Here is a 14,685-nt window from a genome sequence, read left to right on the forward strand (position 1 = left end):
CCCGGGGCTTTTATTTTTATACCTGGTTCATTCCCGTACCTGCCGCATCACCATAAATGAAAAGGGAGCCCAGAGAGCGGCCCGGTGTCCCATGGCTTTGAGTCCGCCGTTTACCCAGCTGTTGCAGGTCTTGAAGAGGTGGAACTTGCCGTTGGCTTCATAGAAATTGTCGCGGGTATGGTAGCCTTTGCCCTCAATCAACAGGAACTCACCGTTGGGTTGTTGTTGGAAGGTGTCCAGGATGTACTGCACCAATGCCCGGTACTGCGCCTCGGTTATGATAACGGGTTGCTGGTACTTGTTTTGCCGCAGCGGCTGTGCGATGTACTCCACATGCATGGCCGTGCGGGTGGGCCAAAAGAGCGAGGTGATGGCGGTGGTGAGCGTGAGGTCTTTCCATTCAGGCGTTTCCATGTAAAACTGCCGGTCGCCCCAGCCGAAGCCCACATGGGTAAAAGAGCTGTCGGCACCGGCGTAATCCCTCAGGTATAGCTTGTCACGCCAATCAATAATATCGGTTTTGACAGGCAGCACCAGGTCCGTGTGCACGCCATTATCGGTCACGAAGATCTCAATGCCTTCCGTAGTTTGGGCATAGCTGCTGTTGACAGGTATACTGCCCAGTATAAGTCCGGCCAGTACGTAGAGCACAGTCATCAGGGCCAGCCCTGTTAAAAATGCCAGAAGGCCTTTGCCAGTCTTTCGCCAGAACAGATACATCGCTATAGGTACGCACATAAGCGGATTGATGGCAGGTATAAAAAATAAACCGAAGGCTGGCTACTAAAATTCCACACTGATTTCGCTGTTCGTTTTCTTATTCAGGTATAGCAAGCTTTACAGGCATAAAATTGTCAGATTCAGCTTTTTTGCGCAGATTGTGCCTTTATTTCCTATACCCTCAACATACCCTCTCTAAAGAGATACATCATGCAAAACACCATGAAGCGATTACTCGCTTTTGCCCTCGTGTTGCTGAGTATGCAGACCGCCCTGGCGCAACAGGCTTTGCAGACTCCAGCGCAGTTCCTGGGCTATACCCTGGGCGAAGAATTTACCACGCATGCCCGCATCACAGACTATGTGCTATACCTGGCAAAGCAGGCCCCGAACCGTATCCGGGTGCAGGAGTACGGCAAAACCTACGAAGGCAGACCCTTGCTGCTGGTTTATGTAGCCAGCGACGAGAACATGCCGCGTCTCGAGCAGATCCGGGAGAACAACCTGCGCCAGGCAGGTATAGCCAAGGGACAGGTACAAGGCAAGCAGCCCGCCATCCTCTGGATGAGCTACAACATCCACGGCAACGAGTCGGTGAGCAGCGAGGCGGTGCTGCAGGTGCTCTACGACCTGGTAGACCCCAACAACCAGCAGACCAAAAAGTGGCTGGAGAACACCGTGGTAATCCTTGACCCGTGTGTGAACCCCGATGGACGCGAGCGATACGTGCAGTGGTATAAGCAAACCCAGAACCAGGGCGGCAATGCCTCGCCGTATGCCTGGGAGCACTACGAGCCCTGGCCGGGCGGCAGGCCCAACCACTACTACTTCGACCTGAACCGCGACTGGGCCTGGCAGACACAGATCGAGTCGAAGCAGCGCATGGCGCAGTACAACCAGTGGCTGCCGCAGGTACACGCCGACTTTCACGAGATGGGGCCGGAGCAGCCTTACTATTTCTCGCCGGCCGCCAAGCCGCTGCACGAGAGCATCACGCCCTGGCAGCGTGATTTTCAGTACACCATCGGCGACTACAACCGCCAGTACTTCGACCAGAACAACTGGCTCTACTTCACCCGCGAAAACTTCGACCTGTTCTACCCAAGCTACGGCGACACCTGGCCTACCTTTAACGGCGCCATTGGCATGACCTACGAGCAGGGAGGCTCCGGCCGTGCCGGTCTGGCTTATAAGAAACAGGACGGCGATACACTCACGCTGACTGACCGCATCGCCCACCACCACATCGCCAGTCTGGCCACGCTACAGGCTACGGCTGAGAAAGCCGATCAATTGACGCAGGAATTCCGCAAGTACTACGACAACAACCTGAAAAAGCCGGGCGGCGATTACAAGACCTTCGTGTTCCGGGCCGATGACCGCAGTGCCGGTAACCTGAAGGCGCTCACGAACTACCTGGACCAGCAGCAGATCCAGTATGGCTATGCCGGCAAGAGCAGTTCAGGCAAAGGCTTTAACTATGCGACTGGCAAAGAAGAAAACGTGCGGGTGAACCAGAATGACCTGGTGGTGAGCATGTACCAGCCGAAGTCCACGCTCGTGAAAGTGCTGTTTGAGCCGAACTCGAACCTCGAAGACTCGCTTACCTACGACATCACTTCCTGGGCCATGCCTTACGCATTTGGACTGCAGGCCTACGCCCTGAAAAGCCGTCTGGAGCCAGGCAACCAAAAGCCAGCCAAAGCAGCCAATGCCATTAAAGTAGAGCGGCCGTTTGCCTACCTGGCCCGCTGGAACAGTCTGCAGGACGTGAAATTCCTGACAGAACTGATGGCCCAGAAAGTAAAAGTGCGCATGTCGGAGAAGCCCTTTGAGATGGATAACCGCCAGTACGATGCCGGGACCCTGATCATCACCCGAACCGGGAACGAAGGAATGGGCGACAAGCTGGATAGCGTGGTACGTGCCACCGCCGAAAAACATGGCGTTACGCTACAGGCTTCCACAACGGGCTTTGTGAGCAGCGGTGCAGATTTCGGTTCGGGCAGTGTGCGCTTCCTCAAAATGCCGAAGGTGGCTGTGCTGTCCGGTGAGGGCGTGTCGCCTTACGCTTTCGGGGAGATCTGGCACTACTTTGAGCAGCAGATTGGTTATCCGGTGACGGTGCTGGGTACTGGGTATTTTGGCAGTGTGCCGCTGCACGAATTCGATGTGCTGATTCTACCAGCCGGCTCTTATGGCCGCGTGTTGAACGATCAGGCACTGGAGCAGGTGAAGAACTGGGTGCGCGGTGGCGGCAAGCTGATCGCGCTGGAGAGTGCCGCCGGCTTCCTGGCCGGTAAGAAGGATTTCAATCTGCAAAAGAAAAACGGCGACGAAGCAGCTGAAAAGGAGAAGGCCAAGGAAACGAAGGAAGACCCTTACAAGCTACTGCGTGCCTACGGCGACCGCGAACGTGACGCGATTTCGGAGGATGTGCAGGGCAGCGTGTTCCGTGTAAACCTCGACAAAACACACCCGCTGGCCTTCGGCTACGGTGATACGTACTACGCGCTGGTGCGTACCTCCGACACTTTCAGCTTCATGAAAGATGGCTGGAACGTGGGCGTGCTCAAAAAAGACAACTATGCCACCGGCTTTGTGGGTACCAAGGCAAAAGAGCGACTCAAAGACGCCCTGATACTGGGTGCGCAGCCGATGGGCAGGGGACAGGTGGTATACCTGGCCGACAACCCCCTTTTCCGTGGTTTCTGGCACAACGGCAAGCTGCTCTTCGGCAATGCCGTGTTCCTGGTAGGGCAGTAAGGGTTTTGCTGATTTATCCCTACATACAGTTTCTACGATAGCACATCACATGACAACAGCAGGGTCCTGGCTACTCAAAGCCAGGACCCTGCTTTTTATCGTGACTGCTTATCTGTGTACGCGTATAATTTGTACCTTCACGTATACCTATCATCCTACCACAAAACTTAAAACTATGGATAGAATCATCGGCGCGCCTAATCCGGCTGAATACGACGAGTTTTTTAACAGCTACATTGGCAACGCCAAAACCGACGATCTGCTGTCGGCACTGGCGGCAAGCGAAGAGTACATTGTCAACTTCATGCTCTCGCTCAAAGAGCAACAGCTGAGCTACCGCTACCAGCCCGGCAAGTGGACTATTAAACAAATGCTGGTGCACATGGCCGACACAGAGCGCATTTTCGCCTACCGTGCCCTCTGCTTTGCCCGCAACGATAAAACGGAGTTGCCCGGCTTCGACGAGAACGCTTACGCAGAGCACAGCAAAGCGGATGCAAGACCGATCACGTCCATACTGGCCGAATACGCCGCCGCCCGCCAGGCTACTATCGAGCTATTCAAAGGTTTTGACGACGAAATGCTCAGCCACACAGGTATAGCCAGTGGTCGAAGCGTGTCTGTCAGGGCTTTGGGCTTTGCCATTCTGGGCCACGAGATCCATCACCTGAACATCATCCGGGAGCGTTACCTGGTTTAGCATAGTCTGATAAGTCTGTGACAGGTATAGCAATCACAAATTGCTGCATGCTATACCTTGGTTTGGCAGTTTATTCTGGTTTATAGCTATATTTATATCCATGACTTTAACCAGAAGAAACATTGGCTTGCTGCTGGCCCCTTTGCTGGCCGTGATGATGTGGGGCCTGACGGACGGGCTTGAACCTCAGGCGCGCAAGGTGGCGGCCATTATGGTTTTTTGCCTGGTCTTCTGGATGACGGAGGTGATCCCGCTCTCCATGACAGCCTTCCTGGGGGTGGTGATGGCGATCCTGACAGGTATAGCCGATGTCAACACGGCTTTCCAGAACCTGGGACACCCGATTATTCTGCTCTTTATCGGCAGTTTTCTGCTGGCCCGCTCCATGACCCGCCACGGCCTCGACAAGCGTCTTGCGCTCTTTATCCTGGCCCGGCCGTTTTTCCAGAAGAGCCTGTTCAGTATGTTCCTGGGTTTCTCGCTGGTTTCGTATGTGCTGTCGATGTGGGTGAGTAACTCGGTGACGGTGGCCATGCTGCTGCCGCTCACGATTGGGGTGCTGCAGTTGATACCTGATCCTGCCGCACGCAAAAGTTCGGCTCCCTTTTTCCTACTAGGTATAGCGTATAGTGCCTCCATCGGGGGTGTTAGTACGATCATCGGGTCGCCCCCCAACCTGATCGGAGTGAATTACCTGGCCAAGGAAGGCATCAGCATTGATTTCCTGCAATGGATGATAATGGCCCTCCCCATTTCGCTCTGCATCTATGCCTTTATGCTGGTGTACGTGCGCTGGTACTTCAAAAAATTTAACTTCAGTCCCGAAGGTATAAGGACATACGTCGAAACCCAAAGTCGTGAGCAGCCACCCATTTCGAAAGGTGAGCGGATCACGATGGGCGTGTTTTTGCTGGCGGTGGTGCTGTGGCTGAGTCCGGGCGTGTTTAACCTGTTGGGGATGGAAGCGGCCTATACCTTTATGAGTACCTATTTCGCCGAGAGCACAGTCGCTGTACTGGCCGCGCTGCTGCTGTTCCTGATTCCGCCGGGGCAGGAGAACGAAGGAGAGGGGACGCTCACAACCGCTGACCTGGTGCGCATCGACTGGGACACGATCCTTTTGTTTGGCGGAGGTATGGCGCTGGGGCAGTTGGTGGTCAGTTCTGGCCTGGCCGACGTAATAGGCGCCAGCATTACCACTTTCGTTAATCCGGACCAACTGCTTCTACTGGTGTTTGTGCTGGTAGGCGGTGTGATCATGGTAACTGAGGTAAGTTCCAATACAGCCATTGCGATCACTTTCGTGCCGATCGTCATCGGGATTCTCAATCAGTTGCACTTGCCGGAGCTATACCCTGTGCTGGGTGTCGTGATAGCGTGCAGCATGGCATTCATGCTGCCTGTGGCAACACCTCCAAATGCCATTGTGTACGGTAGTAAACAAGTGCCCATCGGTACCATGATGCGGACAGGTATGTTCCTGAACGTGGTCAGTACTGTTATCATTACCGCCTGGATTGTTTTCTACATGTCACGCTAATTTTATACTTTGTAATTTGCACCTTAATTGACACATATGGCTAACCGACGATTATTCAGAATTTTGCTCGCCATCGCCTGCTTTGTATTTGCAGGGGTAAAAGGCTGGCAGATATGGCAGGGAGAGTACGAATGGATAGATGTCTTTATCCTGGTTGCTTTTCTGGCCTTTGGGATTATGTATGTAGTGATACTGACCAAGAACACACCGCAGGAATAGGCTAAAAAGAGAAAAGCCTGAAAATTAAAAAATATCTTGGCAGACATTCTCAACTTTCAGGCTTTCAACTTTTAGCCAAAGGTACTCATTATACGCCCCTGTTTTTGATAGGGTTACGATTGCTCCGGAAAAGCGAAATAATTTTTAGCATGCTTCGTTAGGAGAAGTTTTGCCAGAAAAAAATTGCACTGATTTTCTGGTGTTTCGGGTGAAGCTCAGAAAGGAGAGGGGGCAGTAGCTAGGGACTTTTTTGGCAAGGGTCGCTACCCCTGAGGTGAATTACCTCCCCTAGCTCCTCCTTTTTTCGAGGGCCCCTACCCCCAGAGGGGAGTTCCTGCTACTGCTCTTGCAGGGTATAGCTTTGTAGCTACAGCAGCTTCATTGCGGTACCGGGTCCAACCACCCCTGCCCCTCCTTATCCAAGGAGGGGAGTCTGTAACCGCTAGTTCAATGGTGTAGCTTTGTAGCTGCAGTTTCATGTGCATGATCGACATCCCCCTACCCCCTTCAAAGGGGGAGTTCAGCCATTACCTGTATCAGGTATAATCCCTGATGAGAGTATCACGGACCACTGGCAGGTATAGCAAGACTTACTTGCACTTGGGCTACAAAGCAGAAAGCGGTGCACGGTGCACAAAACGACTACCCACTGTTTGAGCGTTCAGCGAGTTTGGGGAGTCTTGATTTTTTTGCTTACTTTTTTCATCAAGGAAAAAAGTAAGGCCCGCCCGGCCAGGGTATACGGTGCCCGCTGCACAGGCGAAGCAATGAAACAAAATCATTTGCTATACCTACGAACCAGCCACGCCGGCCAGGCAAAAAGCCCTGGCTATACCTACAAAAACCAGAATTAAGCTAGCATCAAATCAAGCCGGATCCACATCCGCAACTACCCGTATCCCCTTAAAATCGGGCAACAGGTACAGCTGCTGTATCACCTTGGAGATGGCCTGTTTGGCGGCGCGAAGGTTCACATTCTCACGCGGGAGCTTCACATGGATCTCGTTCAGGAAAAGATTCCGGATCTTGAAAATGTACGGCACTTCCGGCCCGAGCACCAGTTGCGTACCTAGCTGATCCGTCAGATCCTTGGCCAGCACGATGGCGGCATTTTCGGATATTTTTTCGTCAGGGTGCTTCACCGTGATGCGGATCATGCGGGCGAAAGGCGGGTAGCCGAAGCGCATGCGTTCCTCGATCTCATGCTCGTAAAGCGAGGTATAGTCGTTACTATGCACCTTCCGGAAGATCGGCTGCAGCGGGTCGCGGGTTTGGATCAGTACCGTGCCAGGCTTGCCTTTGCGACCGGCGCGCCCGCTCACCTGCACAAACAGCTGATAGGCCCGCTCGTGTGCCCGGAAATCAGGGAAGTGGATGATGCTGTCGGCGTTGAGTATACCTACCAGACTTACATTCTCGAAGTCCAAACCCTTGGTGACCATCTGGGTGCCGATCAGCACATTGGTTTTGCCACTCTCAAAGTCGGCGATGATTTGCTGGTAGCTGTTTTTCTTCTTGGTCGTGTCCAGGTCCATGCGCTGTACCTCGGCGTTAGGCAGCATCAGTTTCAGGTCGTCCTCCACCTTTTCGGTGCCGAAGCCCATGCTCCGGAGCGTAGTTGCGCCGCAAGCGGGGCAGTCGTGCGGCATGCGCTCGTGGTAGCCGCAGTAGTGACAGCGCAGCTCGTTGTTATACTTGTGGTAGGAGAGGCTCACGGCACAATGCTGGCACTTGGGAATCCAGGAGCATTCGTCGCAGCTGATGAAAGGCGCGTAGCCGCGGCGGTTCTGGAACAGGATCACCTGCTCGTTTCGTGCCAGCCGCTCTTCGATGGCCGTCACCAGTTTGCCCGAAAAGTGGTTGTGCATGTTCTTCCGCTGCTGCTCTTCCCGCACGTTTATCAATTCGATGGTAGGCATCTGCGCCTCACCGAAGCGCTTGTGCATGTTCACCAGGCCCCAGCGGTCGGTCTTGCAGTTGTAGTAGGTCTCGATGGAAGGCGTGGCAGAGCCGAGCAGGGTTTTTGCCCCCTGCAGGTGCGCCATCATCAGGGCCGTTTCGCGGGCGTTATACCGGGGGGCTGGTTCGTATTGCTTGTAGCTGGGCTCATGCTCCTCATCTACTATCACCAGCGACAGGTTATGGAAAGGCAGGAACACCGCCGAACGTACGCCCACCACCATTTGAAAACGACCCGAAAGCACGCCCTGCCATACCTCTGCCCGCTCGTTGTCGGAGAACTTGGAGTGGTAGATTCCCAGCTTATCGCCAAACACTTTGATCAGACGGGTTACGATCTGGGCCGTGAGCGCAATTTCGGGTAGCAGGTATAGCACCTGCCCGCCAGCCTCCAGCGCATGCTTGATCAGGTCGATGTATACCTCTGTCTTGCCACTTCCCGTCACGCCATGCAGCAGCACGGTGTCTTTCTCTTTGAAGAGGCCCAGTATTTCGTCTTTGGCCTGTTCCTGGTGTTCCGACAGCTTCATGGGCTGCAGCGACACCGTGTTGTCAACGGGGAATCGCGAAATGATCTGGTCAAACTGCTCGAACACGCCTTTTTTGATCAGCGAGTCGATGGAGGATTTGGAAAGGTGCGGGTTATTGGCCAGCACACTCTTCTCTATACCTGCACTGTTGAGGTGGATGTTCTGGTGCACTGGTACCTTTTGCAGGTAGTTGAGCAGAATGTCGAGCTGCTTGGGCTTGGTGGCCAGCTGGTTGAAGAGCTCCTCCAGCATACCTTCCTCCTGTACGAAATGCTCCGTCAGGCGAATCTTCTTGACCACTTTAGGCGAAAAGCGGTCGCTCACCTGCTCAAATATGATGATCGCCTCTTTCTGGATTAGGGATTTGATGTACTTGTGATAACTCTTCAGCTGCAGCAGGTTGCCCACTTCCGTAAAGGTAAGGGCGGGGTTTTGCTGCAGGGCGTAGATGATTTTGACTTCCTGCGACGCCAACGGGATGTCGTCTTCTTCGGGGTTGAAGTGCGGGTGCAGCTGTATGCGCGACTCGCTGCTGAGTTTGAGCGCCGAGGGCAGGGCCGCATTGATCACCTCACCGATGGTGCACATGTAGTAGTCGGCAATCCAGCGGAAAAGCTTGAGCTGTGGGGCCGTTACGATCGGCTTATCATCCAGCACATCCAGAATATACTTGGCCTGGTAGTCTGCAGGAGCGTTTTCGTGGATATCGGCCACGATGCAGCTGAGTACCCGCTTGGCGCCGAACTGCACAATTACCCGTGCGCCCACCAGCACCTCGTCGTTCATCTCGAAGGGGATGCGGTAGGTATACAGCTTCGGGAGCGGCAGGGGCAGGATCACGTCGGCAAAAAGCGTGACGCGGTCCACGGCCGGCTCCGGTGGGTAATTGAAATTGAGTAACTCAGACAAGGGCGCAGGTATAGGTTGTACATGCAAAGGTCGCAAAAAAGCGTGTAAATCCCGAAAGTATAGCCATACCCGTTAACTCACTTTTTCATGGGGTATAGCTTTTGCCTTGGTGCCTGCATCAAAACAAACCTGGCTCTTTGGAAAGGTATGGCGGTATGCTTATACATGTCTGGCATGGTGTGCTTTGTGCCTGCATTCCTAGGCGGTTTCTCTTTTTCTCCTTAATATTGGTTACTAGTCGGTTCCTTGCTGGGAGAGGGGCTTGAGGACAATTTGAAAGATGTGCTGGAGAAGCGGCTACATAAGAGATGCACAGAGCATAACGAGAAACAATAAGACTCTTTTATGAAGACAACTGCTATGATCACGATTGCCCGGGTGCTGCTGGGCGCCATCTTCACCTTTGCCGGGCTCAACGGCTTCCTCTTCTTGTTTGACATCGATCCGATCGGCGCCACCTCGCTGCACGTGCCTTTCATGCAGGTGCTGGTGAGCACGCCTTTCGTGTTTATACCTCTAAAAGCGCTGGAGCTCGTGGCAGGTGTAATGCTGCTGGCAAACCGCTATGTGTTGCTGGCCCTGCTTGTTTTGCTGCCACTAGGGGTAAATATTCTTCTTTTTCACTTATTTGCTGACCCATCGCTTCTGATCAATGGCATCGTGGTGATGCTCCTCCTTGGGCTGCTGCTTTTCCACTACAGAAAGCATTACGCCGGTTTACTGGTGCGCAAGTTGTAGGTATACTGTTCCCTACGGGTGGTCGAGGCGGCAAAGTTAGAGGGCCGGGAAATTGGGATTTTGGCCAGTGCGGTTTTGCAACTGCTCGAGTGCCTCGGCAGCCGTTTGCACCGGTAGCTGACAGGTCCTGTTATAGCATACATAAACGGTGGTTTTGCCGTTTATGGCGCTGCGATCCTGTAGTAAGGGCAGCTCACTTTGGCCTTCAGTGCCAGCCAGCAGCATGTTGGGGATGTAAAACGAGCTGAGCTCGGAGCGCATCTCCGGTGCCTGATGCCCCACAATGGCCACCTCGGCGGTGGGCTGCAGCTTGTGGTAATACAGAGTGGCCCAGTTGCCCATGTGGCCGGGTTCTCTCACCACAAGCTCTTTCACCTGCGCGAGCATGGCATCTGCAAGTTGCTGGTAACGCTCCTCATCAAAGTAAAGCCCCAGCAGGTATAGGTTGGTGGCCATCACCGAGTTGGAGGACGGAATCACATTGTCGAGTAGCTCTTTTTTGCGGGCCACCAGCTTTTCTGCGCTCTGGTCTGTGAAGAAGAACAATTGCTCCTGTTCATCCAGGAAGTTAGCCAAGGTATAGTCCGTCAGCTGCCTGGCCTCCTGCAGGTATTTTTCGTCAAATGTGATCTCGTATACCCGGATCAGTGCTCGGATCAGCAAGGCATAGTCTTCCAGAAAACCGTCTATGGAAGCCTTTCCTTCCTTATAATTATGGTATAGCCTATCGCCCTGCTTGAAGTGCCGGAGTATAAAGTCTGCATTGCGGACGGCCAGGTGCAGGAAGCGCTTGTTGCCGAAGGTATAGTAGGCATCTGCCAGGCCTTTGAGCATGATGGCGTTCCACGAGCAAAGGATCTTTTCGTCCAGACCCGGACGAATGCGCTGTGACCGGACTTCCATCAGCTTGTCTTTCCAGGTCTTCACCATCTCCTCCAGCACCTCCAGTTCCAGCTCGTTTTCCTTGGCAAAATGCGCATCGCTAATGCGGCGGTGCAGGATGTTCTGCCCATGCTCAAAATTACCGGTCGTGGTCACGTGGTAGTATTTCGACAGGATGGGCTCTTCTGCCCCGAACAGGTCCTGCAGTTCCTGACGGGTGAATACATAGAACTTGCCCTCCACGCCTTCGCTGTCTGCATCGAGCGACGAGTAAAAGCCGCCTTCTTCGCTCATCAGCTCACGCTCCGCAAACGCGATCGTTTCGTGTACCACGTCTTTGTAAAGTGTTTCTTTTGTGAGCAGATACGCTTCTGCGTATAAACTGATCAGCTGCCCGTTGTCGTAGAGCATCTTCTCAAAGTGCGGTGCCAGCCATTTTTCATCGACAGAATAACGGGCAAATCCGCCTCCGATCTGGTCGTAAATGCCGCCATAAGCCATCTCGTGTAGCGTGAGGTTGATGTGTTTCAGGGCGGCTGCATTTTCGGTGTGGGCGTAATAGCGTAGCAAAAACAGCAGATTGGCTGGCATCGGAAACTTGGGGGCAGCACCAAAGCCGCCGTGCTTCTTGTCGAACTGCCGGGCCAGGTTGCGGTATAGCTCCTCAAACTCCTCTTCACTCACTTCCGTCTGGCTTTGCTGAATCCCGAATCTTTTCAGTTCGCTCAGGTTGAGGTGCTTCACGAACTGCTCCGCCGATTGGTCGAGTTTCTGCCTGTCCTTCGCGTAGGCTTCCGCGATGTTAAGGAGGAGTTTTACCCACTGTTGGGGTGTGAAGTAGGTGCCGCCATAAAACGGCTTGGCCTCCGAGTTCAGGAAGACATTCAGCGGCCAGCCTCCCTGCACACCCATGGCCTGCAAAGCTTCCATGTGCACGGCATCCACATCCGGTCGCTCCTCCCGGTCCACCTTGATGCACACAAAATGCTCGTTCATGACGCTGGCAATCTTTTCGTTCTCAAACGACTGATGCTCCATGACGTGGCACCAATGGCAGGCCGCGTAGCCAATACTCACCAATATAGGTTTGTCCTCCTGTCTGGCCTTTTGCAAAGCTTCCTCTCCCCACGGGTACCAGTCCACCGGGTTGTAGGCGTGCTGCAACAGGTAAGGGCTGCTTTCGTTGATCAGTTTGTTCGGTGTCTTCTTGTTTTGGGCCATGGTCGTCGTGTTGCGGGCTTCTGGAACTCTATACCTACGGACAAGGCAGGTAAAAGTATGTTGACGACGGGCTGTTCGGAAGAATTAAGAGAGCAGTAGAGAAGCAATGAGCTATACCTGAATTTACTTAACCAGCTGTTGCTTCAGGGCCTTTTCTTCTTCTGAAACATCCAGTTTATACCTGTCAGCGAGCTGCTGTAGCTGTTGGAGGGTGGTTTTCAGGAAGCTTTGGTGTGCATCAGACCCGGGATGAAAGGGCCGGTGGGCAATGGCCCGTCGCATTTTCTCCCACACTGTCAGAAAACCCCTGAAATCCTCGCCCAGGTAGGTGTTCACAAACTTGTTCCAGATGTAATCCTCTGCCACTTCCGTCGGGTGCACCATGTCACGTCCATAGAAACGGTAGTCGCGCAAGTCGTCCATCATGATCTCGAAGGCGGGAAAGTAGTGCGCCTGCCTGTTGTTAGTAGTAATTTCATGGCATAGGAGCCGCAAAATGGATTTGCTGACGCTGTTTACCTCAATCGTTTCCTTGATGTGGCGCACGGGGCTTACCGTGAGCAAGACCTGCAGTGCGGGGTTGAAGCGCCACAGTTCCTCTAAGGTCTGCTGCATATCGGCACGCAAGATGTCAAAGGAGAGGAGTTCGCGGCTAAACTGGCGGGCGGGCAGTTTATGACAGTTGGCCACTACCTCGCCGGAGCTCTGCAAACGGTAACCCACCGCCGTGCCGAGCGTCATGACCAGTAGGTTGGCCTGCTGCAAGGTATGGTGGGTCAGAAAAAGCCGCTCTTCGATGTTCTGCAGCAAGGTATCGCGGGAAGGGGAGGAGAGGGAGGAGTGCAGGTCATAGCCATACCAGATGTTCTGGTGTTGCACCAGGTTATCAGCAATCGGATGTGAGTCGCCGATGGAGGCCCGAAGCAGCTTGCCTACGGATAGCGGGTTAAAGATCGTTCCGAAAGGGTTCACTAATACCTGCGCCTTGTTTTCCTGCAGCTTGCGGCCAATTACCTCGGCAAAGCAGGAACCAATGGTCACGATGCCACTCGCCAGACTCAGGTCAAGGCCACTGGCAGGTATGTTGAGTTCAGTCCGGAACATAGGTATAGGTATAGCGCAAATTAACCCGAAGCGGGAAATAAAAAAAGCGCCCTGCTTTTAGGGCAGGGCGCTTTGTATGCTTGGTAGCGGCTAAGATTACTCAGCTACTACATTGAAGCGGATCTGGTGCTTCACTTCTTTGTGCAGGTTCAGCGTGGCAGTGTACTCACCAGCTGTTTTCACGTCCTGATCGAAAGAAATGCGCTTGCGGTCTACATCGTGACCTTTAGCCTTAAGGGCCTCAGAAAGCTGGTTAGTGGTAACAGAACCGAAGATCTTACCGGTCTCACCTACCTTAGCAGGGATTTCCAGTGTGATATCACCGATCTTGTTGGCCAGTTCCTGCGCATCGCTCTGGATTTTCTCCAGTTTGTGGGCAGCCTGACGCACGTTCTCAGCTACGATCTTCTTGTTGGTTTTGTCAGCCAGCACTGCCAGACCCTGTGGGATCAGGTAGTTACGGCCATATCCTGGCTTTACAGTAACGATATCGTTCTTGTAACCAAGGTTCTTAACGTCATCTTTAAGTATTACTTCCATGTTCGTTCCCTCCTTATTTTAAAGAATCAGTTACATAAGGTAAGATAGCCAGGTGACGTGCGCGGGCAACAGCCTGGGCAACTTTACGCTGGAACTTCAGGCTGGTGCCTGTCAATCTTCTTGGAAGGATCTTGCCCTGCTCGTTTACAAACTTAAGCAGGAAGTTGCCGTCCTTATAGTCGATATACTTGATACCGCTCTTTTTGAAGCGGCAGTATTTCTGACGATTTTCTTGTTTGTGTACTCTTTCGTTAACTAGGCTCATTATGCTTTAACCTCCTCTTTTTTAGCCTGTGATTTGAATTCACCTTTTCTTCTGCGCTCGTTATAAGCAATAGCATGCTTATCAAGTGCAGTGGTCAGGAAGCGAACAACTTTTTCGTCGCGGCGATAAGCCAGCTCAAGCACGTCTACTACAGAAGTAGGGGCCATAAACTCGATGAGGTGGTAGAAACCAGTAGATTTCTTCTGGATTGGGTAAGCAAGCTTACGCAGGCCCCAGTTCTCTTCGTGGATAATGTCGGCGCTATTTTCCTTAAGCACCTGTCTGAACTTCTCGACCGTTTCCTGCATCTGCGTCTCGTTCAACAGAGGCGTCAGAATGAAGACCGTTTCGTAATTTTTTAATTCCATTTGGTTATGAGAATTTTTTTGTTTTAGGGTGCAAATATACGCCAATGATTCTGTATTCCAAAAACTTGCACCAAAATAAATGCGTGATCCTTCAGAGGGTAGGCTACAGGGCTTCAGCATTGGAGGGTTGCTCTACTGATGATAACACCAGATAGCGGATGCGCTTCATAATTCCGCGGTTTCTATATATATAATAAAGAGTGCAAAAAATCGGTGGGCGCGAG

General features: G+C 52.9%; 12 protein-coding genes. 5 read left to right on the forward strand and 7 right to left on the reverse strand.

The features are described 5' to 3' along the window. Nucleotides 1–27: 27 nt before the first annotated feature. Complete coding sequence (locus IEV97_RS18255; protein ID WP_188502933.1) at nt 28–738, reverse strand: TIGR02117 family protein; 711 nt, start codon at nt 736–738, stop codon at nt 28–30. Nucleotides 739–942: 204 nt separating this feature from the next. Between IEV97_RS18255 and IEV97_RS18260 the strand changes: the two genes are divergently transcribed. The 4 genes from IEV97_RS18260 to IEV97_RS18275 all read left to right on the forward strand — a co-directional run bounded on the left by IEV97_RS18260 (nt 943) and on the right by IEV97_RS18275 (nt 5,945). Beyond that, nucleotides 943–3,486 (forward strand): M14 family metallopeptidase, encoded by a 2,544-nt coding sequence (locus IEV97_RS18260; protein WP_188502934.1) that lies wholly within the window; start codon nt 943–945, stop codon nt 3,484–3,486. 175 nt (nt 3,487–3,661) lie between these two features. Continuing rightward, entirely contained in the window at nt 3,662–4,186 is a 525-nt protein-coding gene (locus tag IEV97_RS18265; protein ID WP_188502935.1) for a DinB family protein, read from the forward strand. A 100-nt stretch (nt 4,187–4,286) separates the two neighbouring features. Next, on the forward strand, nt 4,287–5,726 hold the full coding sequence (locus IEV97_RS18270) for an SLC13 family permease (RefSeq protein ID WP_188502936.1): 1,440 nt from the start codon (nt 4,287–4,289) through the stop codon (nt 5,724–5,726). A gap of 36 nt (nt 5,727–5,762) precedes the next feature. Further along, a complete protein-coding gene (locus IEV97_RS18275; protein WP_188502937.1) occupies nt 5,763–5,945 on the forward strand; it encodes a hypothetical protein in 183 nt (60 codons plus the stop codon). Nucleotides 5,946–6,811: 866 nt separating this feature from the next. Here IEV97_RS18275 and priA read toward each other — a convergent pair. Further along, nucleotides 6,812–9,343, reverse strand: coding sequence for a replication restart helicase PriA (gene priA / locus IEV97_RS18280; protein ID WP_188502938.1), 2,532 nt, complete (start codon nt 9,341–9,343; stop codon nt 6,812–6,814). Between the two features lie 345 nt (nt 9,344–9,688). On the opposite strand from priA, the gene IEV97_RS18285 reads away from it, so the two are divergent. Next, nucleotides 9,689–10,081, forward strand: a complete 393-nt coding sequence (locus IEV97_RS18285; protein ID WP_188502939.1) for a hypothetical protein — start codon at nt 9,689–9,691, stop codon at nt 10,079–10,081. A 36-nt stretch (nt 10,082–10,117) separates the two neighbouring features. On the opposite strand, the gene IEV97_RS18290 is transcribed toward IEV97_RS18285, so the two are convergent. The 5 genes from IEV97_RS18290 to rpsF all read right to left on the reverse strand — a co-directional run bounded on the left by IEV97_RS18290 (nt 10,118) and on the right by rpsF (nt 14,461). Further along, nucleotides 10,118–12,184, reverse strand: coding sequence for a thioredoxin domain-containing protein (locus IEV97_RS18290; protein WP_188502940.1), 2,067 nt, complete (start codon nt 12,182–12,184; stop codon nt 10,118–10,120). Nucleotides 12,185–12,307: 123 nt separating this feature from the next. Beyond that, on the reverse strand, nt 12,308–13,288 hold the full coding sequence (locus tag IEV97_RS18295) for a GSCFA domain-containing protein (RefSeq protein WP_188502941.1): 981 nt from the start codon (nt 13,286–13,288) through the stop codon (nt 12,308–12,310). A gap of 96 nt (nt 13,289–13,384) precedes the next feature. Further along, nucleotides 13,385–13,828: a 50S ribosomal protein L9 gene (rplI, locus tag IEV97_RS18300; protein ID WP_188502942.1), complete on the reverse strand. Its 444-nt coding sequence runs from the start codon at nt 13,826–13,828 to the stop codon at nt 13,385–13,387. 13 nt (nt 13,829–13,841) lie between these two features. Next, on the reverse strand, nt 13,842–14,093 hold the full coding sequence (gene rpsR / locus IEV97_RS18305; RefSeq protein ID WP_068838643.1) for a 30S ribosomal protein S18: 252 nt from the start codon (nt 14,091–14,093) through the stop codon (nt 13,842–13,844). Beyond that, on the reverse strand, nt 14,093–14,461 hold the full coding sequence (gene rpsF, locus IEV97_RS18310) for a 30S ribosomal protein S6 (RefSeq protein ID WP_188502943.1): 369 nt from the start codon (nt 14,459–14,461) through the stop codon (nt 14,093–14,095). The genes rpsR and rpsF overlap by 1 nt, the downstream gene beginning before the upstream one ends. Nucleotides 14,462–14,685 lie beyond the last annotated feature (224 nt).

Origin of the sequence: Pontibacter amylolyticus (assembly GCF_014638845.1) — a bacterium.
GTDB classification, from domain to species: domain Bacteria; phylum Bacteroidota; class Bacteroidia; order Cytophagales; family Hymenobacteraceae; genus Pontibacter; species Pontibacter amylolyticus.